The 22,549-nt window shown below is 42.8% G+C and carries 15 protein-coding genes; 9 read left to right on the top strand and 6 right to left on the bottom strand.

What is annotated here, in order from left to right:
• Window positions 1-74: 74 nt before the first annotated feature.
• The 3 genes from xylA (at window position 75) to MHI35_RS09340 (ending at window position 3,724) form a co-directional block, all read left to right on the top strand.
• Window positions 75-1,412: a xylose isomerase gene (gene xylA, locus MHI35_RS09350; RefSeq protein ID WP_335349824.1), complete on the top strand. Its 1,338-nt coding sequence runs from the start codon at window positions 75-77 to the stop codon at window positions 1,410-1,412.
• A gap of 35 nt (window positions 1,413-1,447) precedes the next feature.
• Complete coding sequence (gene xylB / locus MHI35_RS09345) at window positions 1,448-2,947, top strand: xylulokinase (RefSeq protein WP_335349825.1); 1,500 nt, start codon at window positions 1,448-1,450, stop codon at window positions 2,945-2,947.
• A gap of 90 nt (window positions 2,948-3,037) precedes the next feature.
• The gene (locus MHI35_RS09340) at window positions 3,038-3,724 is read left to right on the top strand and encodes a glycoside hydrolase family 11 protein (protein ID WP_012010223.1); all 687 of its coding nucleotides are present in this window, start codon (window positions 3,038-3,040) and stop codon (window positions 3,722-3,724) included.
• Between the two features lie 243 nt (window positions 3,725-3,967).
• Here MHI35_RS09340 and MHI35_RS09335 read toward each other — a convergent pair whose 3' ends face one another.
• Both MHI35_RS09335 and MHI35_RS09330 read right to left on the bottom strand, forming a co-directional pair.
• Window positions 3,968-6,010 (bottom strand): molybdopterin oxidoreductase family protein, encoded by a 2,043-nt coding sequence (locus tag MHI35_RS09335; protein ID WP_144523286.1) that lies wholly within the window; start codon window positions 6,008-6,010, stop codon window positions 3,968-3,970.
• Window positions 6,011-6,131: 121 nt separating this feature from the next.
• Window positions 6,132-7,328: a cytochrome P450 gene (locus tag MHI35_RS09330; protein WP_335349826.1), complete on the bottom strand. Its 1,197-nt coding sequence runs from the start codon at window positions 7,326-7,328 to the stop codon at window positions 6,132-6,134.
• A 471-nt stretch (window positions 7,329-7,799) separates the two neighbouring features.
• On the opposite strand from MHI35_RS09330, the gene proC reads away from it, so the two are divergent.
• From proC to MHI35_RS09310, 4 genes are all read left to right on the top strand, one after another.
• The gene (proC, locus tag MHI35_RS09325) at window positions 7,800-8,597 is read left to right on the top strand and encodes a pyrroline-5-carboxylate reductase (RefSeq protein WP_417894693.1); all 798 of its coding nucleotides are present in this window, start codon (window positions 7,800-7,802) and stop codon (window positions 8,595-8,597) included.
• Between the two features lie 27 nt (window positions 8,598-8,624).
• Complete coding sequence (gene proB / locus MHI35_RS09320; protein ID WP_335349827.1) at window positions 8,625-9,743, top strand: glutamate 5-kinase; 1,119 nt, start codon at window positions 8,625-8,627, stop codon at window positions 9,741-9,743.
• Between the two features lie 18 nt (window positions 9,744-9,761).
• Window positions 9,762-11,030, top strand: a complete 1,269-nt coding sequence (locus tag MHI35_RS09315) for a glutamate-5-semialdehyde dehydrogenase (RefSeq protein WP_144523282.1) — start codon at window positions 9,762-9,764, stop codon at window positions 11,028-11,030.
• A gap of 91 nt (window positions 11,031-11,121) precedes the next feature.
• Window positions 11,122-11,682 (top strand): GNAT family N-acetyltransferase, encoded by a 561-nt coding sequence (locus MHI35_RS09310; RefSeq protein ID WP_335349828.1) that lies wholly within the window; start codon window positions 11,122-11,124, stop codon window positions 11,680-11,682.
• Window positions 11,683-11,727: 45 nt separating this feature from the next.
• Here the strand turns inward: MHI35_RS09310 and MHI35_RS09305 are convergent, their stop codons facing one another.
• The gene (locus MHI35_RS09305; RefSeq protein ID WP_211063934.1) at window positions 11,728-12,297 is read right to left on the bottom strand and encodes a GNAT family N-acetyltransferase; all 570 of its coding nucleotides are present in this window, start codon (window positions 12,295-12,297) and stop codon (window positions 11,728-11,730) included.
• Window positions 12,298-12,383: 86 nt separating this feature from the next.
• Here MHI35_RS09305 and MHI35_RS09300 point away from each other — a divergent pair, with 86 nt between their 5' ends.
• Entirely contained in the window at window positions 12,384-13,205 is an 822-nt protein-coding gene (locus tag MHI35_RS09300; protein ID WP_144523279.1) for a MerR family transcriptional regulator, read from the top strand.
• A gap of 46 nt (window positions 13,206-13,251) precedes the next feature.
• Here the strand turns inward: MHI35_RS09300 and MHI35_RS09295 are convergent, their stop codons facing one another.
• The 3 genes from MHI35_RS09295 to MHI35_RS09285 all read right to left on the bottom strand — a co-directional run bounded on the left by MHI35_RS09295 (window position 13,252) and on the right by MHI35_RS09285 (window position 17,813).
• A complete protein-coding gene (locus MHI35_RS09295; protein WP_144523278.1) occupies window positions 13,252-15,081 on the bottom strand; it encodes an ABC transporter ATP-binding protein in 1,830 nt (609 codons plus the stop codon).
• Window positions 15,078-16,811 (bottom strand): ABC transporter ATP-binding protein, encoded by a 1,734-nt coding sequence (locus MHI35_RS09290; protein WP_119124980.1) that lies wholly within the window; start codon window positions 16,809-16,811, stop codon window positions 15,078-15,080. Before MHI35_RS09290 ends, MHI35_RS09295 begins: the two co-directional genes overlap by 4 nt.
• Before the next feature lie 99 nt (window positions 16,812-16,910).
• On the bottom strand, window positions 16,911-17,813 hold the full coding sequence (locus MHI35_RS09285; RefSeq protein ID WP_012010212.1) for a LysR family transcriptional regulator: 903 nt from the start codon (window positions 17,811-17,813) through the stop codon (window positions 16,911-16,913).
• Between the two features lie 153 nt (window positions 17,814-17,966).
• Here MHI35_RS09285 and gltB point away from each other — a divergent pair, with 153 nt between their 5' ends.
• Window positions 17,967-22,538: a glutamate synthase large subunit gene (gltB, locus tag MHI35_RS09280; RefSeq protein WP_335349829.1), complete on the top strand. Its 4,572-nt coding sequence runs from the start codon at window positions 17,967-17,969 to the stop codon at window positions 22,536-22,538.
• The last annotated feature ends 11 nt before the right edge of the window (window positions 22,539-22,549 follow it).

Below are 22,549 nucleotides of genomic sequence, written 5' to 3'. Positions count from 1 at the left end.
AAGTGAATGGTTCATCAATAGAAATTTAGTTTGTTGAACCAACTTACAAAGTGTAATCATAGGAGGAATAAAAAATGGCCAACTCAAATATGAAAACGTTACACAGCTTAGAAGGAATCGGAAAAATACAATTTGAAGGAAAACAATCAAAAAATCCACTCGCTTTTAAATACTATAATCCAAGTGAAGTAATTGGCGGAAAAACAATGAAAGATCACCTGCGCTTCTCAGTCGCTTATTGGCATACATTGACTGCTGATGGAACAGACATGTTTGGAACTGGCACGATGCAGAGAGCATGGGATTCCTACAGCGGGATGGATTTAGCAAAAGCTAGATTGGAAGTTGCCTTTCAACTGTTTGATCTATTAGATGTCCCGTATTTTTCATTCCATGACCGTGACATTGCACCGGAAGGAGAAACACTTCAAGAGACGAATCAACAACTAGACATCATTTTAGAAAGAATGAAAGAATACATGCGGGATAGCGGAGTTAAGCTACTGTGGAACACGGCCAACATGTTCAAGCATCCTAGATTTGTACATGGTGCAGCGACATCTTGTCATGCAGATGTCTTTGCCTATGCAGCCGCACAGGTGAAAAAAGGCATCGAAACAGCTAAAGAACTTGGCGCAGAAAATTACGTTTTCTGGGGAGGACGAGAAGGATACGATACTCTGCTGAATACGGATATGAAAAGAGAGCTTGACCACATGGCGTCATTCTTGCATATGGCTGTTGACTATGCAAAGGAAATTGGATACACTGGCCAATTTTTAATTGAGCCTAAGCCGAAGGAACCGACTACTCATCAATACGATGCAGATGCAGCGACATCTATCGCCTTTTTAAAGCAATACGGATTAGATACACATTTTAAATTGAACATTGAGGCGAATCATGCGACGCTTGCTGGTCATACGTTTGAGCATGAATTACGTGTCGCGAGAATACATGGATTGCTCGGTTCTGTGGATGCGAACCAAGGGAATACGCTGCTTGGCTGGGACACTGATGAATTTCCAACCAATTTATATGCCACAACGCTTGCCATGTATGAAATTCTGCAAAATGGCGGACTAGGTACTGGTGGTCTCAACTTTGATGCAAAAGTTAGAAGAGCTTCTTTTGAGCTTGAAGATATTTTGTATGCCCATATTGCGGGGATGGATGCATTCGCAAAAGGATTGAGGGTCGCTCATAGACTCATAGAAGATCGTGTGTTTGAAGACGTCATTAAGCACCGGTATCGCAGTTTTTCTGAAGGGATTGGCCGTGACATTTCAGAAGGAAAAGCAAACTTTCATACATTAGAAGAGTATGCGTTGAAACATCCTTTAATCAGAAACGAATCGGGAAGAGAGGAACAGTTAAAAGCCCGGTTAAATCAATACTTGTTAGAAGATTGATTGGAGAAGCGGATCTGTTTTGAAGGAGTGAAGACATGAAGTATGTGATGGGAATTGATCTTGGAACGAGCGGAGTCAAAGCCATATTAGTCGATGAGAATGGAAAGGTGTGCGGCGAGGCTACTAAGCCTTACCGCCTCATTCAAGATAAACCTGGATATTGTGAACAGAACCCAGAGGAATGGGTGGAGCAAACAGTGGCTGCGATGAAAGAACTGATGGCAAGGCAGCCTGTCCTTTCAAAGAAAGTAGAGGGCATCAGCTTTTCTGGACAGATGCATGGTCTGGTTCTTTTAAATGAATCCCGCGAGGTGCTCCGCCCTGCGATTTTATGGAATGATACACGAACGACAGCGCAGTGTACACACATCACAAACAAGCTGGGGGAACGACTCTACCAAATAACGAAAAATCAAGCGCTAGAAGGATTCACACTGCCAAAATTATTATGGGTAAAGGAACATGAACCAGAAATCGATCAACAAATCGACATGTTTTTACTTCCGAAAGATTATGTCAGATTTCGTTTAACTGGTTCTGTTCATATCGATTATTCTGATGCGGCTGGTACCTTGCTGTTAAATATTGGGGAGCGAGCGTGGAGTGAAGAGATTTGTCAGACATTTGATATTCCTTTTCAAATTTGCCCGCCACTTGTCACATCAGAGGATGAGGTCGGAACCCTATTGCCGCACATTGCACGTGAGGCGGGGATCGAAGAGGGGGCCAAAGTCTTTGCTGGCGGGGCAGACAATGCCTGCGGAGCAATTGGAGCCGGCATTTTATCTTCTGGCCGCACGTTATGCAGCATTGGCACATCTGGCGTCATTCTTTCTTATGAAGAGGATCATGAAAGAGCGCTTCAAGGAAACTTGCATTTGTTTCACCATGCAAAAAAAGATGCTTTTTACACAATGGGTGTGACCCTTTCAGCAGGATACAGCCTGAACTGGGTAAAACATTTGCTGGCCCCAGAGGAATCGTTCCAATCACTATTAGAAGGTGCGGTTGATGTTGCGCCTGGAGCGAATGGATTGCTCTTCACACCCTATTTAGTAGGAGAAAGAACACCTCATGCGGATTCTATCATTCGTGGAAGCTTGATTGGATTAGACAGCCGGCATGAACGGGCACATGTTGTCAGGGCTGTGCTAGAAGGGATTACCTTCTCGTTAAATGAATCGATCGCCTTATTCCGGCAAGCAGGGAAACACATAGATTCTATTGTCTCCATTGGAGGCGGAGCGAGAAGCCGAACATGGCTTCAAATGCAAGCAGATATTTTTCAGGCTGAGGTCATCCAGTTAGACAATGAACAAGGGCCTGCTTTAGGTGCAGCGATGCTTGCCGCTGTTGGCTGCGGCTGGTATCCGTCGCTTGAGGCATGTGCAGATCAGTGTATTCATCAAGCTGCTGTCTATGAACCAGAGCAGAAACATGCAAATCTATATGCTGATCTATTTCATCTGTATCAAAAGATCTATACACAAACAAGAGACATCCATGCCGGTTTAGCGCAATATCGTTCCATCTAGCAGAAAAGGCTGATATGAAAGGAGGTGATGGGTTCGCTTCATCTTAGAAAAGGCAGAATAATTTGATTGAAAAAAGGAGAGGGATGGAAAATGAATTTGAAAAGATTGAGGCTGTTGTTTGTATTGTGTATTGGATTTGTGCTGACACTGACGGCTGTGCCAGCTCATGCGGAAACGATTTATGATAATAGAATCGGCACACACGGCGGATACGATTTTGAGTTATGGAAGGATTACGGAAATACCTCTATGACACTTAATAATGGCGGCGCTTTTAGCGCGCAATGGAACAATATCGGAAATGCTCTGTTTCGAAAAGGGAAGAAGTTTGATTCCACTAAAACTCATCATCAACTTGGCAACATCTCCATCAATTACAACGCAGCCTTTAACCCAGGCGGGAATTCCTACTTATGTGTCTACGGCTGGACACAATCTCCATTAGCTGAATACTACATTGTTGAGTCATGGGGCACATATCGCCCAACAGGAACGTATAAAGGATCATTTTATGCCGATGGCGGCACATATGACATTTATGAAACGCTACGTGTCAACCAACCTTCTATTATTGGAGACGCTACCTTTAAGCAATATTGGAGTGTACGTCAAACAAAACGTACGAGCGGAACTGTATCGGTCAGTCAGCATTTCAGAAAATGGGAAAGCCTAGGTATGCCGATGGGGAAAATGTATGAAACAGCATTGACTGTAGAAGGCTACCGAAGCAACGGAAGTGCGAATGTGTTTACCAACCAGCTGATGATTGGACGATAATAGAATACAAAAAAGCCAGCAGTTTTTTGCTGGCTCCAGCGTGTAGACAAACCCTCGCATTCGTTGTCGGTCCTGCGTGCTGGTGCTCACGAATGACAAATTCGCTCCGCGCCAGTACTCGTCCTTTCTAGACTGCAAAGGTTTTCTATCACGCTGAAAAGAAGACAAAGTGCTAAAATCAAGATCATTTTAGCACTTTGTCAACAATCTGAAGCCAGCAGTTTTTGCTGGCTTTTCTTCTGTCTATGATAACTTTTCAACTTCAACTCTGCCAGAAAAGAACGTCGCACCGCCGCCCATATCTGCCAGCCGATCAGGTGTTAGTCCATTGACTAGCTGTTTTTTGCCTTTTTGATCTGCCCATAATCCTTGGCTCACCACAACACCTGATAATACATTTTGACCAACTGACACGACAAGCTCGCATTCACCCCGGTCATTCAGCACACGCACCATATCACCATCTTCAATCTCTCTTGCTTTTGCATCCGCTTCATTCATATGAAGCTTAGGAAACTTCTCGAGTTTTTGATGCTTTTCATGAAGAGAGAAGGTCGAGTTAAGAAAATTATGATTCGGACCCGGTATAAAAGTAAGTGGATATTCGCTTTCCTGATAGAGGGGCACATAGGTTGGAAGCGCTGGATACCCGTCTTTTTTCATTTGTTCAGAATAAAGCTCAATTTTACCGCTCGGAGTAGAGAGCTTTAAGTCCTGGAAAGGTCCTCTTTTTGCTTTGATCCATTTCTTTTCTTTTAATGCCTCGTATGAAATGTCCTCATAATGCGGATTTTCTGGATGATGAAGGGCTTGTTCCATAAGTTCTGCATCTGTCTCGCGGAAGGCTTCATCTTCAAAGCCCATCGCATGAGCTAATAAGCGGAACACTTCCGTATTGGATTTGCTTTCTCCATAGCGCTCAATCACTGGCTCTTGAATTTGAATATAATGGTGCCAGTATGATGTATAGAAATCCTCATTTTCAAAGGCTGATGTGGCAGGCAGGACAATATCTGCGTACTTAGCGGTCTCTGTCAGAAATAGATCATGAACGACTGTAAATAAGTCCTCTCTCAGCAAACCTTCTCTTACTTTATTTGCTTCAGGCGTGACAACGGCTGGGTTTGACGAGTAGACAAAGAGTGCATCTATGGAAGGCGCTGCATTCGTCAGCACACTGCCAAGCTGATTCATATTAAATGACCTAGGCGTGTGGTCCTTTAATAGATCTGGCCGCTGAAGAGCTGTTTCATTATAGCTCAGAAAAGAAGAGTTTGATTTCATCGCACCGCCGCCCTTGTGGAGCCACTGACCAGTCAGAGCAGGGAGGCAGGCAATGGTTCGAATGCTCATCCCGCCATTATCATGGTGCTGCAACCCATTGCCAATACGAATAAGAGATGGTGATGTCTCTGCATACATTCTTGCAAGTGTCACGATGTCCTCTTTTGAAACCCCAGTGATCCCCTCAACAGTGTCTGGATCATACTGCTTCACATGCTCACGCAGCTCCTGATGACCGGTTGTATACGTTTCTAAAAAGGCTTCATCTGTCAGTCCTTCTTTAAAAAGGACATGCATGATGCCAAGGGCAAGGGCACTGTCAGTACCAGGTCGAAGCGGAATGAACCAATCTGCCATCCGTCCAGTTTGGTTTTTGTGAACATCAATCACAACAATCTTTGCTCCTTGCTTTCGGGCTTTTTGCGCGAGGGTGATTTGGTGCATATTGGTCGACACAGCATTGATTCCCCAAAAGATGAATAGTTTCGTATGAATGGTGTCTTCTGGGTCAGTCCCGATGCTTGCACCCATTGTATATTTATAGCCAGTCGTTCCTGCTGACTGACAGATGGTCCGGTCTAATTGACTTGAACCAAGACGATAGAAAAAGCGGCGATCCATGCCTTCTGCATTCAGATTGCCCATATTTCCATAAAAGCTGTATGGCAGAATACTTTCTGGACCTTTTTCTTCAATGAGCTTTGTCCATTTTTGCCGAATGGTTTCAATGGCTTCTTCCCACGTAATCGGCGCAAATTGCCCATCGCCTTTTCGGCCGACACGCTTCAAAGGAGTCGTCAGTCGTTTTTCATCATATAAACGGGCTGTGACATTCCGTACTTTGTTGCATATGTTGCCTTGGGTGACGGGGTGGTCTGGATCTCCCTGCACTTTTACGATCTTTCCATTTTCTTTATGTATCAAAAGACCGCACTGATCCGGGCAATCTAACGAACAAACTGATTTGAATATTCCGTCTTTCGTTGCTGTATAATCGGTCATGAATTTTTGGCTCCTTTTCTGAAATCCGTTATCTCTTTGTATGGACTTTATTTTAGCATGTTCGGAGATGGAAGGTAAGAAAGAGATGATGAATTGAAAAAAAGCCCCTTAAGAGGGACTTTTAAAATCGGGTGACCTGTACAGGAAATTCTTTTACCCCAAAAACAAATGTGCTTTGAATAGGTTTTAGCTGATCTGCAACGCAGGTGATGTCTTGAAACGACTGGAGTAAGACCTCAAGTGCAATGTTGCTCTCAAGGCGGGCAAGCGGTGCACCGAGACAAAAATGAATACCAAAGCCAAAGCTCATATGCGGGTTTGATTTCCGGTCAAGGCGGAACGTATCTGGATCGTCAAATTTCTGTTCATCGCGATTTGCTGAAGCGACCCAGCTAATGAGATAGTCTCCTTTTTTAATTTTTGAGCCTGCAATCTCAACATCCTCGGCCGCGATTCGCCCAATGGCTTGAACAGGTGGGTAATAGCGTAACGTTTCCTCGGTCAATTGAGGAATAAGAGAAGGGTCTTGCCGAACTTCTTCGGCGATATGCGGCTGCTCTGTTAGCAGTCTTACTGCATTTGTAATCAAATTTGTCGTTGTCTCATTACCAGCAACAAGTAATAGAATACAAAAACCAAGTAGTTCATCCTCGGTTAAACGCTCACCATCGATTTCTGCTTGAATAAGAAGTGAGATCAGGTCATCAGCAGGAGCTGCTTTTCGTTTTTGGATCAAGTGAGTAAAATAAGCGGACAGCTCTTCCTCTGCGCGTTTCTGCATATCGACTACTGCTTGAATGGCTTCTTTTGATTCATCCTTTGCACCTGCTACTAGGGCATCAGAATGTTTCTTAATGAACGCTCTATCCTTTACCTCTGCGCCGAGAAGCTCAGCAATGATCATGACAGGCAGGGGAGCTGCTAGATCTTCCACGATATCAAACGTACGCTGATCTTTGACTTGTTGCAACAGGTCATGTGTCAGGTCTTTAATATTATCTTCTAATTGTTTGATCGCTTTTGGCGTGAATGCTTTATTCACGAGTGCTCTCATTTTTGTATGCTTTGGCGGGTCCATCGTTAAAATACTCGTTTTTGTTGTGCTTCTTCCTCGCTGTGATGAGAACATTTTGGGTTGCTTCAGAACAGACTGGATATCCGCATATCGAAAGAGATCCCAGCACTTTCTTGTTTCATCATATCTAATATCACTCTCTGCACGTAGCTCATTGTAAATAGGGAACGGGAAAAGAAGGTCATCTGTCGAACGGATTTCTTTCATTGGAATGACATTGATATAGTTTTCTTTCACTTTCATTATGAACGCTCCTTTTTCACTTGGTTTCTCTTTCACGGTATCACCCGTAAAATATCATTTCAACGGACATGTTTTCTAAAATATGTCAATAGTCTAATCGGAAGATTCAAGCACATTCGTCGTATAGGAAAATAGAAATCCATTAAAAATGATAGCGCTTTCTATAAAATAGAATTGAAGTCACCGAAACCAAAAATAAAATGGGGAATTCAGTCGAACGAAAGGGTACTATGATGCAAATATGTATAGTTCTTTAGATCTAAATTGTTGTTTTGCAAAAACACAGTCAGTATACACACAGCAAGCGGTTAAACACGTATTCGGGACTTTTGAAAAGCGCTGGCTCTTTCTTGACACGATTTCTCTTCATGTTACGATTACTAACGTGCGAAAAACACGAACAAAAAGCGAACAAGGGAGAGGATCAATATCATTGATCAAAAGAAAGTTGCTTTCATTGGAGCAGGTTCTATGGCGGAAGGAATGATTGCGGGGATTGTGCGATCAGGACAAATGCCGCCGGGCCAAATATACGCAACAAACAGACAAAATCAACTTCGATTGAATGAACTAACGACACGTTACGGAATACAAACAGCCACAATGGATTCTTTTCCTTTTGAAGAAATGGATATGTTGATCCTGGCCATGAAGCCAAAGGATGCTGAAACAGCACTTGAATCGTTAAAACCTCATATTCAGAGAGATCAGCTGATCTTGTCTGTCCTTGCAGGCGTGAAGCAATCCTATATTGAAGATATGCTGCATGAAGGGCAGCCCGTGATGAGGGTCATGCCGAATACGTCAAGTACGATTGGGGCTTCAGCGACCGCTTTATGTGCTGGGCGTTATGTGAAAGACGACCATATCAGCATGAGTCAGGCTCTTTTATCTGAAATGGGTGAAGTGTATACCATTCAGGAAGAACAAATGGATATTTTTACTGGAATTGCCGGAAGCGGACCAGCCTATTTTTATTTCTTAATGGAAAGAATCGAAGAAGCAGGGGAAGAAGCAGGTTTATCTAAGGAATTGTCTCGCCAAATCGGCGCGCAGACACTTCTCGGTGCTGCGAAAATGCTGCAAGAAACAGAGGAAGACCCTTCTGCACTAAGAGAGAAAATTACGTCACCAAATGGAACAACTGCGGCAGGATTGAATGCATTAGATGATTTTGGCGGAGGAGAAGCCATCAAGCAGGCCGTCAAACATGCTGTCAATCGATCAAAAGAGATCAGCAAACAGCAAAAACAAAAAGTATCTATATAAATAGAGCTCAAATACAGGAGTGATAAGGTGTACGCAGATAAAGAGAGAAAACGAATTGTTGTGAAAATCGGAAGCAGCTCTCTTACTAGCTTTCAAGGGGAGATTAGTTTAAAAAAACTAGAAAACCTCGTCAATCAAATTGTGAAACTCAAAGATGAAGGACACGAAGTCATTTTGGTTTCATCAGGTGCGGTTGCAGCTGGTTACCGAAAACTAGGATTTATTGATAGACCCAAAACACTGCCGGAAAAACAGGCATCTGCCTCCATCGGGCAAGGGCTTTTAATGGAATCATATTCTACTTTATTTTTATCACACGGTTATATTGCCTCACAGCTTTTAATCACGAGAAGTGATTTTTCAGATGAAACGCGCTATCAAAATGTGCGCAACACGATGAATGTGTTATTAGATCGAGGCATCATTCCGATTATCAATGAAAATGATACAGTGACGATTAATCGCTTGAAGTTCGGAGATAACGATACATTGTCTGCAAAAGTAGCTGGACTCATTGATGCGGATTTCCTTGCCATTTTATCTGATATTGATGGCCTGTATGAAGAGAACCCGCATACAAATCCGAATGCGAAAAGAATCCTTGAAGTCACAGACATTACAGAAGACATCGAAGCAGCAGCTGGAGATGCAGGTAGCAGCGTAGGGACAGGCGGAATGAAATCAAAGCTCGATGCGTTTAAAATTTCAATGGCTGCTGGTATCAATGGCTTTTTAGGCAAAGCGGATACGCCTCACATTTTAGACAAAGCAATCAATGGAACAGAGGATGGCACTTATTTTACCGCTGATGAAAACTTAGCACCGCTGAATTACAAGAAGCAGTGGATTGCCTTTCATTCTGGACCAAAAGGCGAGATCGTTGTGCAAAAGAAATCACAGGAACATCTTATGCACCGGGAGAAATGCCTTGATTCCGGTGGCATTGTCAATGTAAAAGGTTCGTTTAAAAAAGGCGATGTCGTCCGTATTTTAGATCAAGATGAAAGAGAAATCGGGTTAGGTATTGTAAATTATCCATCTGACGAACTTGCACTAAGCCGTGACTCGTTACAGGATGAAGTGGTTCAGGTCGTCGATCTTGAAGCTTTTGTTTGTCATTTAGATTTATCGATACCAGTTTGCTAACAAAAAGGGAGGAATTTCATGACACTGACAGCTGAAGTTGTCACATCGGTCAAAGAAAAAGCGAAAAAAGCAAAGCACGTTTCAAAAAAACTAGGTTTACTTCATACAAAGGATAAAAACGAGGCACTGCTTAAACTAGCAGAAGCGTTAGAACAAAATAGCACGTTCATTTTACAAGAGAACCAAAAGGATATAGATGCCGGGAAGGAAAAGGGCTTTTCAGAGGCACTCTTGGATCGTTTAATGTTAAATGAAGAAAGAATTCATGAGTTTGCCGAAAGCTTGAGGCTTGTGACGAGATTAACAGATCCTGTTGGAGAAATATTGGATGAATGGACTCTTGAAAACGGCTTACATGTGAAAAGCCGAAGAGTACCGCTCGGCGTGATCGGGATGATCTATGAAGCGAGACCGAACGTCACTGTCGATGCAGCAGGACTTGCCCTTAAAGCAGGTAACGCAGTGATTTTAAAAGGCGGTTCCTCCGCTATTTCTTCCAACAAAGCGATCGTGAGTGTGATTCATCAAGCATTGGATCAAACAAAAATTCCGCGTGATGCGGTGCAATTGATAGAACAAACAGATCGTTCATCGGTTCAAGCTATGTTCCATCTAAAAGAATGGATTGATGTCTTGATTCCGCGCGGCGGAGCTTCTTTAATCAAAACAGTGGTTGAACAATCGACCATTCCCGTCCTTGAAACAGGAACAGGAAACTGTCATGTCTTTATTGATCAAACAGCCAATGTGAAAAAAGCCATTGAGATCGTCATCAATGCAAAAACGAATCGTCCAGCTGTATGTAATGCACTTGAAACGCTGATCATCCATCGCGATTGGCTGAAAGAAAATGCGGCACCATTGAATGATGCCCTGCTGGAGCACGATGTCACCGTACATGGCGACGAGGCTGCATTGTCTCATTTTTCAAATGCCAGTCCTGCTGAGGAAGTGGACTGGACAGATGAGTATTTAAGTCTTGATCTTGCCATCAAGGTAGTCGATTCAATCGAGGAAGCGATCCAGCATATTGAGAAATACGGTACAAAACATTCAGAAGCTATCGTGACAGAGGATGAAGAGCAGGCACTCACATTTTTAAACGAAGTCGATGCGGCGGCAGTTTATCATAACGCATCTACTCGCTTTACAGACGGCGGTGCGCTTGGGTATGGGGCTGAAATTGGTATCTCCACTCAAAAACTGCACGCCAGAGGCCCAATGGGACTTCCAGCACTGACAACAACGAAGCTGCTTCTGTCTGGTGACGGTCAGATTAGAAGCTAGATAAGAATGAGATTCAAAAAACACTACCTTTTTTCATGGGGTAGTGTTTTTTTAGTGTATGATGAAAAGATAGATGAGAAAGGGGTATGACATGGAGAATATCAACTTATCCATTTATTTGAGAGATTTGATAGAAGACGATGCTGAAGCGCTGACAACACTTGAATATGAAAATCGTGATTTCTTTCAGCCCTTTACTTCATTAAGACAAGAACATTTTTACACCATACGTGAGCAATTGAAGCGAATTGAGATGTATCAGAAAGGTCGGAAAAACGATGAAACATATGCAAAGGGTATTTTTCATCGTGAGACCAATCAACTCATTGGATCGATTACACTGTCTGGTATTGTCAGAGATGTGATTCAAAGTGCTTGGCTTGGCTACGGTCTTGATCAAAATCAAAATGGCAAAGGCTACACAACTCAAGCCATTGCGCTCATGCTTGATGAGGCATTTCAAAAGCTTGACCTGCATAGGATAGAGGCAGGTGTTCAGCCTCATAACCTCGGGTCTATACGAGTCCTTGAAAAAGCAGGCTTTCAAAAAGAAGGTCTATCTAGGCAAAATGTGAAAATTAATGGAGAATGGAAAGATCATTATTTATTTGCCATATTGTCTACAGATGAACGACCAAGTTTTCTATCATGATAAAAACTCCCTATGCGAGGGAGTTTTTTTATCGTTTCTATGCATTCATTTGTTACAGCAGGTTTTCTTCATCATTTTCTCAAACTTAAAGAATTCAAATTCCTCAGGTGCTGTATGCTCACTTTCTCTCTCATCCTCTTGAGGTGCGTTTGGATCTTGATGTTTCATATGATAAAACTCCACAATTTGAAAGCCGCATTTATTGACATAGAAGTGAATGTTGCGTTTTTCAAAATATGGGGTCACAACCTCCCAGACAATCGTTTCTGGATATTGCGCCTCGATGGCTTTCCATGCTGCCTGACCAATGCCTTTTCCGTGTGAGGATGAAGAGATGTATAATAGGTCAACTGAATTGTGGTTGGTCTCTTGGTTGATTTTCATGACCACGCCGCCTGCCTTTTCATCATTTAGCATAATATGATAAACGATGTGTTCCTTCGAATGAAAAGATTCATCAATCACTTCATCTGGAGGAATCGGTCCGTCTTGCGCATCGCCAAATGCGTCAATCACGCCAGCTGTAAAAGCTTTCTGTAGCTCATTTTTCATAAAAGGGAAGTCCTCTTTTTTTGCAAGTTCTAATGTTACTTCATGTTGAGTGATGTTGTTCATGTTTTTATCCTTTCCAAGCGTAGTGGTGTTCTGCATGTTATCATAAAGGGTGGAGTAACTCCATAGTCAAGAGAGGAGCCTTAATGATGATAAATGATGTGCAAAAAACATTTTTCACTGGAGAATTTGCCAAGTTATTTGATGTAAAGAAGGATACTTTGTTTTATTACGATAAAATTGACTTATTTAAGCCAGCTGGTGTCCATGAAAATGGGTACCGTTACTATACCCTTGAGCAATTTGATCATTTTATAGCGATCCAATCCCTTCGAGCTGTGCAATTTCCGATAAAAGAATTAAAACAATATTTCACTGAGCCTTCTCGCGAAAGGCTCCAAAGCCTAGCAACTGAACAAATAGAAAAGGTTAAACAAGAGATTGAAAAACTTCAAGATATCCAGTCTTTCCTTATGCGGGTGATGGAGACGACACATGAACTTTCATCTGTAAAAATAGGGGAGGTGCTGTTTCAAGAGCTCCCAGAAGAACCAGTTGTATTAAGCGTGTCAAACCCGATTGACATGAATACATCCGTAGAAGAAATATCTCGTATTGTTGGACATTTTCTAAAGGAAATTGGCATAAAAGGGGCTGCCGCAAATGGAGCTGTCTTAAAAAAGGAACAGTTCCTTCAGCGACAATATCATCAGTCAGATCAGTTATTCTGCCGAATGGAAGCGCCGGAAGCAGTTAAAAAACCTGCTGGCCTCTATGCGGTGATGTATGAGCAAGGATCATATGAAAAGATTGAATCTGCTTATTCGCGCTTGTTAGATGAAATTGAAAAAGAGGACATGATACTAGATGGAGATGTATTTGAAGAGTATTTGCTTCATTCACTCATGTCTAAAGATGAAGCAGAGTATATAACAAAACTCAGTGTAAAAGTGAAAAAGCACTCAGATTAACCAAAAAAGGATAGACCGCATGGATGCGCGTCTATCCTTTTTGATATTAACCGACTTGATTCTCCGTAAATTGGCTCATATATAAGTCTGCATAAAAGCCATTTTGTTTTAAGAGTTCGCTGTGCGTTCCTTTTTCAATGATGGTGCCATCTTTCATGACTAGAATAAGGTCGGCATCTTTAATCGTCGACAGTCTGTGTGCAATGACAAAGCTCGTTCTGCCGTTCATCAATTCATTCATCGCTTTTTGAATGTGCATCTCTGTCCGTGTATCCACACTGCTCGTCGCTTCATCTAATATTAAGATCTTAGGATCAGATAAAATCGCACGGGCGATGGTTAACAGCTGGCGCTGACCTTGGGAGAGATTGCCGGCATCTTCTGTTAAGAGTGTGTTATATCCGTCTGGAAGCGTGCGGATGAAGTCATCAGCATAAGCATGTTTGGCGGCTTTGATGACATCCTCTTTTGAGACGTTCTGCTTGCCATAGGCAATATTGTCATGAATCGTCCCTTCAAAAAGCCACGTATCCTGAAGAACCATCGCAAATAAGTCGCGTACTTGCTGACGGCTGAGATCAGTTGTTTTGACGCTGCCGATGCGGATAGAGCCTTGATCTAATTCATAGAAACGCATTAAAAGATTGATGATGGTTGTTTTTCCAGCACCTGTTGGTCCAACAATCGCAACCGTTTGACCTTCTTTGACATCTAAACTCAAATTTTTAATAATCGGATGGTCTTTTTCATATCCAAATTGAACTTGTTCAAAGCTCACATCGCCTGAAAGTGATTCAAGGTCAATTGCTGCATCTTCCTCAGCGCTTTCTTCTTCCTCATCCAGGATGTCAAACACCCTTTCAGCAGAAGCAATCGCTGATTGAACCAAGTTGGCGACGCTTGATGCTTGCACGAGCGGTTGAGACATTTGCTGCGTATACTGGATAAACGCCTGCACATCCCCAACACGAATATTCCCGTTGATCACAAGAATACCGCCGGCTACACTGACTGCCACATAGCCAAGGTTCCCGATAAACGTCATCAATGGCATCATTAATCCGGATATGAACTGCGCTTTTCTCGATGATTCATATAGCTGATCGTTTAATTGATCAAATGTATCGATCGCTTTCTTTTCATAGCCATATGCACGAACCGTTTGATGTCCTGTGAACATTTCATTAATATGTCCGTTGATCATCCCAAGCTCTTTTTGCTGCGCTTTAAAATGCTTTTGAGAAAATGACGTAATGCCGCGAATCGCAAACAGGCTGAGCGGCAGCGTCAAACAAACGAGCAAGGTCAGAAGCGGACTAATGAATAGCATCATGACAACAATCCCAATGACCGTGATGACAGATGTAATCACTTGGGTGAGTGCCTGTTGAAGCGAAGTATTAATATTATCGATGTCATTCATCACACGGCTCAGTGTGTCCCCATGGGTTGTTTTATCAAAATACCGAAGGGGGAGACGGGTGAGCTTGTCATTTGCTTCCTGCCTCAATTCAGCAATGGTCTGTTGGGAGACACCCGCCATCACATATTGCTGAACAAATGAAAAGAGAGAGGCAACGACATATAATAGGATAAGCAGTAATAAAATCCGCGAAATGACATCAAATTGAACAGCCGTTCCTTGAGTAAAGCTGTCAAATAGGGAAGAGGTGGCATCCCCTAGCAGCTTTGGACTAATGACATTAAAAACGGTTGAACCGACCGCTGCAATGAAAACAAGGATCAGCTGAAATTTTCTCGGTTTCAAATAGCCAATCAAACGAATTAGTGTTTTCTTAAATTCCTTTGGTTTTGCGACAGGCCCTCTAGGGTGGCCGCCTTTATGGCCCATGCCGGAAGACATTTTCTTACTCATCCTCGCTCCACCTCCTGACCTTCCTGTGATGCCACAATCTCTTGATAGACAAGATTGTCCTTCAGTAATTGTTCATGCGTTCCGATACCTGCAATTTTCCCTTCATCTAGTACGATGATTTTATCACTATGCTTCACTGTGCTAATTCTTTGCGCCACAATGATGAGAGCAGCATGTGCTTTTTCGGCTTCTAATGATGCCCGAAGCTTTGCATCTGTTTTATAATCAAGTGCTGAGAAACTATCGTCAAACAGATAGAATGACGGCTTTCTCACTAGCGCTCTTGCAATAGAAAGACGTTGCTTTTGACCGCCAGATAGATTCGATCCACCTTGGTCAATTTCCGCATCGATGCCGCCATCTTTTTGCAAAACAAATTCTTCTGCCTGTGCCGTGCGAAGCGCCTGCCAAACATCTTCATCGCTTGCATCCTGCCTGCCAAAGCGCACATTATCGGCAATGGTTCCACTAAATAAAACCGCTTTTTGAGAAACATAACCCATCTGGCTTCTCAGCTTCTCCTGAGGCAAATCTCTAATGTCTACACCATCAAGTGTAATCCTGCCTTCTGTCGCTTCGTAAAACCGCGTCATTAGCTGGAGAAGGGTGGTTTTCCCTGAACCTGTACTGCCGATAATAGCTGTCGTTTCGCCAGTTTTGGCTTCAAACGTAATGTCTTGAACCGCCGGTTTTTCCGCATTTGAGTAATAAAATGACACATCCTCAAAACGAATGGATTGTGCGGGCGCACGCAGGTCAGTAACCGTTCCTTCATTGTCTTGAATTTTCGGTTCCATGTTTAACACTTCGTTCATGCGTTTAGCTGATGCTTGTGCTCTTGGGACCATAATAAAACTCATTGACAGCATAATCAGTGCCATCAAAATCATCATCGCATATTGGATAAAGGCAATCAGATTCCCAACTTCCATCTCTCCGGCATCAATTCGATTTGCACCAAGCCAGACGATGCCGATATTTGTGAAGTTCATGATGATGAGCATAAATGGAAACAAGTAAGCCATTAAACGGTTAACTCTAAGGCCCGTATCCTTGTAGGATGTGTTGGCTTCTTGAAAACGTTCCTTTTCATCATCTACACGGTTAAAAGCACGAATGACCCGGATGCCTGAAAGAGATTCTCGCATAATTAAATTCAGCCGGTCTGTTTTTTTCTGAAGCTGACCGAAGAGCGGAATGGCCTTTCTCGATACTAAATAGATAAATCCGCCAAGAAGGGGAAGGGCTGCTAAAAAGATGAGAGATAGGACAGCATCTCGGGATACAGCCAAAATAATTCCGCCCACAAGCATGAGCGGGGCTCTCGTCATCATTTGTAAAATCATGATCGTAACATCTTGGACTTGTTTCACATCATTTGTCGATCTTGTAATAAAGGAAGACGTGCCGATTTTTTGAAATTCTTCTAGTGAAAATTGTTCGACATGCACAAAAAGCTGTCTTCTCATATCACGCCCGAAGCCAAGTGCAGTCTTTGATGACAAGTAAGATTTCCAGATCGTGAGCAAGATGGCAAGTAAAGAACAAGCCACCATCCAGCCGCCTACTTTCCATATGTAAGCAATATCTCCTTGGACGATCCCGACATCGACGATATCTGCCGTAAGCGTCGGTAAATATAGCTGGAGCATACTGCTTAAAAAGGTGAGGATCACAATGGACACAACGGATAGCCGATAAGGCTTTAAAAACGATAAAATTGATTTCATACAAATACCTTTCTTCCATATAGTCTGTTGTTCTGTTCTGTAACCCATCATATACAAAGAGGGTTTATTTCTACAAATGAAATGTCTTGTTTGAGTGAATTATTTATATTGTTCAATTTTAGAAAAGAAATCCTTCACAAACACATAAAAATCATGAGCAGATGGAGACATTTCTCGTGATTTAGAAGCAATAATGCCAACAGTTCTTCTCACTTGCGGAAAATCGATCGGAATTTTCACTGTAAATCGCGGTGTGGTTTCATAAAAAGCACTTTCGGGTAATAAGGTAACGCCCATACCCGCTGATACGAGACCTTTAATGGCGTCTAAATCTTCTCCTTCTGATGAAATGGTTGGCTCATAGCCTGCCTGCTTACAAGCATCAACCGCAATTTGTCTCAGCACATATCCTTCCGGAAATAACACGAAATGATCTTTTCTTAAATCACTTAGATGAATACTCCTTTGTCCGCTAAAGGGGTGGCTGACAGGCAGCAAGGCATAAATGCTTTCTGAAAACAAAATATTTCCCTCTATTTGAGGGTCGTTTGTCGGTACAGGTCCTAAAAAGGCGAGATCAATATCTCGATTTTTTACAGCTTCAATGAGAAATTTATAGGATCCTTGACGAAGTAAAAAATCGACCTCTGGGTATTCCTGCTTAAAGGCGGAAATGACAGAAGGTAGCACTTGGCTTGCTAGGCTAGTAGGAAAGCCAATATTGACAGTTCCTTTGTGCGGATCTAAATATTCATCAATTTGCTCTTTCGCATAATCAATGGCTTTGAGTGCTGTTCTGACATGATCTAAAAATTGCCTGCCAATCTTCGTTAATTTGATATTTCGTCCTTCTCGTTCGAATAAGGCCACTCCAAGTTCTTCTTCTAAATTCGCAATCTGCCGACTGATCGCAGATTGGGCAACATGTAAGTTTTCAGCCGCTTCTGACACGTGTTCACGGTCTGCGACTTCTACAAAATAACGCAATTGACGAAGCTCCATTTTTACACTTCACACCCATCTATCTCAAAAAGAGATTGTTTTCATCTAAATTATATATTGTTTATATTAATTTGAAAACTTAAAATAAGTTACAGAGTTTGTGAGATTTTATTACTTTGAAAAAACGGATCTTTAAAACGGGGGAGAGAAACGATGACTTATAATCAACTACCACAACCACAAGGTCTCTACCGTCCTGAATTTGAACATGATGCATGTGGGATCGGACTGTACGCTCATTTAAAAGGGGAAGCGACACACAGCATCGTCAAAAAGGGATTACAAATGCTATGCCAGCTTGATCACCGCGGCGGGCAAGGCAGTGATCCGTATACAGGTGATGGTGCCGGTTTAATGGTACAACTGCCAGACGCTTTCTTTAGAAAAAGCTGCAAAGACTTTGCACTTCCTGAAAAGGGCCGTTACGGGGTAGGAATGGTCTTCTTTTCAAAAGAGGATGACGAGAAAACGCGTCAAGCCATCGAGCAAAAAATCAACGGATTCATTAAGCAAGAAGGTCAAACATTGATTGGCTGGAGAACAGTTCCTGTTGATACCGGTAAAATTGGTACTGTCGCAGCGAAGAGTTGTCCGGTTGTGAGGCAAGTCTTTATCGGGGCAAACGACAAGATCACAGATCGTTTGTCATTTGAAAGAAAATTATATGTCATTCGTAAGCAGGCTGAGAACTGGGGAACAGAAGAGGAAAAGCAATTTTACTTTGTCAGCTTGTCGAGTCAAACCATTGTATATAAGGGGCTTTTAACATCAGATCAAGTCGATGCTTTTTATCTTGATCTTCAGGATGAAACATTTGTTTCTGCATTTTCACTTGTTCATTCACGATTTAGTACAAATACATTTCCTACATGGGAAAGAGCCCATCCAAACCGTTACTTGATTCACAACGGTGAAATTAACACATTAAGAGGAAACATCAATTGGATGAGAGCAAGAGAACAACAATTCGTATCTGAAGCTTTCGGAGACGATTTAGACAAGATTTTGCCAGTGCTGAATGCAGACGGAAGTGATTCATCCATTCTAGACAATGCCTTTGAATTCTTTGTGCTTGCAGGTCGTACACCTGCTCATACAGCCATGATGCTGATTCCAGAACCATGGACTGAAAACACGCACATGTCGAAAGAGAAACGGGCATTTTATGAATACCATAGTTCTCTTATGGAGCCGTGGGATGGACCAACAGCCATTTCCTTTACTGATGGTAAACAAATCGGAGCCATCTTAGACCGAAACGGATTAAGACCGGCAAGATACTATGTCACAAATGATGATCATATTATTTTCTCTTCTGAGGTCGGTGTGATCGACACAAATGAAGAGGATGTGAAGTATAAAGATCGACTTGAGCCAGGTAAAATGCTACTAATTGACTTAGAAGAAGGACGAATTATCTCTGACGAAGAAGTGAAATCGACGATTGCGAATGAACTTCCTTATCAAAAATGGCTTGATGAAGAAATGGTGCACGTCAATCGCTCGGAAGAAAATTCAGAAAATTCTAGTATAATGGATGATTTATTGACGCGCCAGCGTGCGTTCCATTATACGTATGAGGACATTCAAAAGTATTTAATTCCTTTACTAGAAGAAGGCAAGGACCCAATTGGTTCAATGGGAAGCGACACTCCACTTGCTGTGTTATCTGATCGTGCACAGTCTCTATTTTCTTATTTCAAGCAGCTGTTTGCACAAGTGACGAACCCGCCGATTGATGCCATTCGTGAGCAGCTTGTGACATCTACGATGACGTGGCTAGGTGCTGAAGGAGATATTTTACATCCGAATGAATATTCATGCCGGCGAATTAAATTGTATACACCCGTCTTAACAAGTGGGCAGTTTAACGGTTTGAAAACAATTGTTCATAATGCCTTTAAAAGCAAAACGATTCATACTCTTTTCACCGATGATTTAAAGCGTGGAATGGATGCGATGTTTGAAGAGGCGGAAAAAGCGATTCGTGAAGGTGTATCTTTATTAATCCTTTCAGATCGTGACATGACAGAACAAAAGGTGCCGATCCCACCACTACTAGCGCTAAGTGCACTGCATCAACATCTTGTGCGTCAAGGCTTACGGACAAAGGTGAGTCTGATCGTTGAATCTGGAGAAGTGAGAGAGGTCCATCATTTTGCCGCACTGATTGGCTACGGAGCAGACGCGATTCATCCTTATCTTGTGTATGAAACGTACAAACAGTTGATTGCAGAAGAAGCGATCTCATTCAGCTTTGATGAAGCAGTTACAAAGTTTGGAAAAAGCGTAACCGAAGGTGTCGTCAAAGTCATGTCTAAAGTAGGAATCTCCACTGTGCAAAGCTACAGAGGCGCGCAAATCTTTGAAGCCGTCGGCATTAGTGAAGACGTCATTCAGGCGTATTTCACGGGAACAGCTTCTCAGCTTGGCGGGATTGACCTTGAGACCATTGCACATGAAGCAAAACTCCGTCATGAAGCAGGGTATCAGGCAGCGACTGACCAAACACTTGAATCAGGAAGTGATTTCCAGTGGAGAAAAAATGGGGAGCACCATGCCTTTAATCCAAAAACGATCCATACGCTTCAGTGGGCATGCCGCAATGAAGATTACGATCTATTTAAGCAATATACAAAGGCAGCAGATGAAGAAAGAATCGGCTTCCTTCGAAATTTATTTGCTTTTCAGCCAAAGCAAAAATCAGTTCGTTTGGAAGATGTTGAATCTGCTGAATCCATCGTGCGCCGATTCAAGACAGGTGCCATGTCATTTGGGTCTTTAAGTAAAGAAGCGCACGAAGCACTTGCCATTGCCATGAACCGAATTGGCGGTAAAAGTAACAGCGGAGAAGGCGGGGAAGACCCTGCTCGCTTTACAGTTGATGAGCACGGTGATGATCGAAGAAGTGCGATTAAACAAATTGCTTCTGGACGCTTTGGTGTAAAGAGTCATTATTTGGTCAATGCAGATGAATTGCAAATTAAAATGGCGCAGGGAGCAAAACCTGGAGAAGGTGGACAGCTGCCAGGAAATAAAGTATACCCTTGGGTTGCCGATGTACGCGGATCTACACCAGGCGTTGGGTTGATTTCACCACCGCCGCATCATGATATTTATTCCATCGAGGATTTAGCGCAGCTGATCCATGATTTGAAAAACGCGAACCGTGATGCACGTATCAGCGTCAAGCTTGTGTCTAAAGCAGGTGTTGGTACGATTGCAGCAGGTGTTGCAAAAGGGACGGCGGATGTCATTGTCATCAGTGGATACGACGGCGGCACAGGAGCTTCCCCGAAAACGAGTATTAAACATACAGGACTTCCTTGGGAGCTCGGTTTGGCAGAAGCGCATCAAACCCTTGTGCTAAACGGCCTTCGCGAAAGAGTCGTTCTTGAGACGGACGGAAAGTTAATGACTGGCCGCGACGTTGTCATGGCTGCGATCTTAGGAGCAGAGGAATATGGCTTTGCAACAGCTCCACTTGTCGTATTGGGCTGCGTCATGATGAGAGCTTGTCATTTAGATACTTGCCCAGTCGGTGTCGCTACACAGAATCCAGAGCTTCGTAAAAAATTCATGGGGAACCCTGACCACATTGTGAATTTCATGATGTTTATTGCAGAGGAAGTCAGAGAAATCTTAGCAGAGCTTGGCTTTACATCAATGGATGAATTAATTGGACGCACGGATGTTCTAGGAGTTAGCAAACGAGCAAAAGCTCACTGGAAAGCAGGCCAGCTAGACCTTGAAACACTGCTTTATCAGCCAGAAGGAGCTCGTACATTCAGAACACCGCAAAATCATAAAATTGATGAATCACTGGATATGAATGAAATCCTCCCTTATGTACAGGAAGCGCTGAATCATCAAACACCGGTGGATCTATCATTGAATATTCGCAATATCAATCGCGTGGCGGGAACCATTACTGGAAGTGAAGTGTCTAAGCGCTACGGGGAAGAAGGCTTGCCAGAGGATACGATCACACTAAGGTTCACTGGTTCCGCAGGACAAAGCTTCGGCGCATTTGTACCAAAGGGCATGTCTCTCTATTTAACGGGTGATTCAAATGACTATATCGGCAAAGGACTCTCTGGAGGCAAAATTGCTGTCAAAACCTCTGATCACTTTGTACAAAATGGACATGAAAACGTCATTGTCGGAAACGTTGCATTCTACGGAGCGACAAGCGGAAAAGCCTTTATTAATGGGCGTGCAGGTGAACGGTTTGCCGTTCGTAATTCAGGTGTGCATGTAGTCGTTGAAGGAATCGGTGATCACGGCTGTGAATACATGACAGGCGGACGTGTCGTCATTTTAGGAGACGTCGGAAAGAACTTCGGCGCAGGCATGTCTGGCGGCGTAGCTTACATTCATACATCCGATGCGAAACAATTCAAAAGAATGTGCAACATGGAAATGATTATGTTTGAAAAACTCATAGATCACGATGAAGAGCAAGAAGTGAAACAGCTAATTCAAGAGCACCTTCACTATACAAACAGCGCAAAAGCTTCGGCACTTTTAGAAAACTGGGCGCAAGAAAAGGATCAATTCATCAAGGTGATTCCGAGAAATTACAAAATGATGCTTCAAAGTATTGAAGAACAAAAGCAAGCAGGCCTTAGTCATGAAGAAGCTGTCATGTTCGCCTTTGAAGCAAACACGAAACCAAAAAATCAAGAAACGGCAAACGGGCAAAAAGCAGCCCTCGCTCATTAAGAAAGGGGAGA

This window comes from Bacillus sp. FSL K6-3459 (genome assembly GCF_038003305.1).
GTDB lineage: Bacteria > Bacillota > Bacilli > Bacillales > Bacillaceae > Bacillus > Bacillus pumilus_O.
The sequence above is the reverse complement of the archived record's forward strand: the minus strand, read 5'-3'. Positions and strand labels throughout refer to the sequence as shown.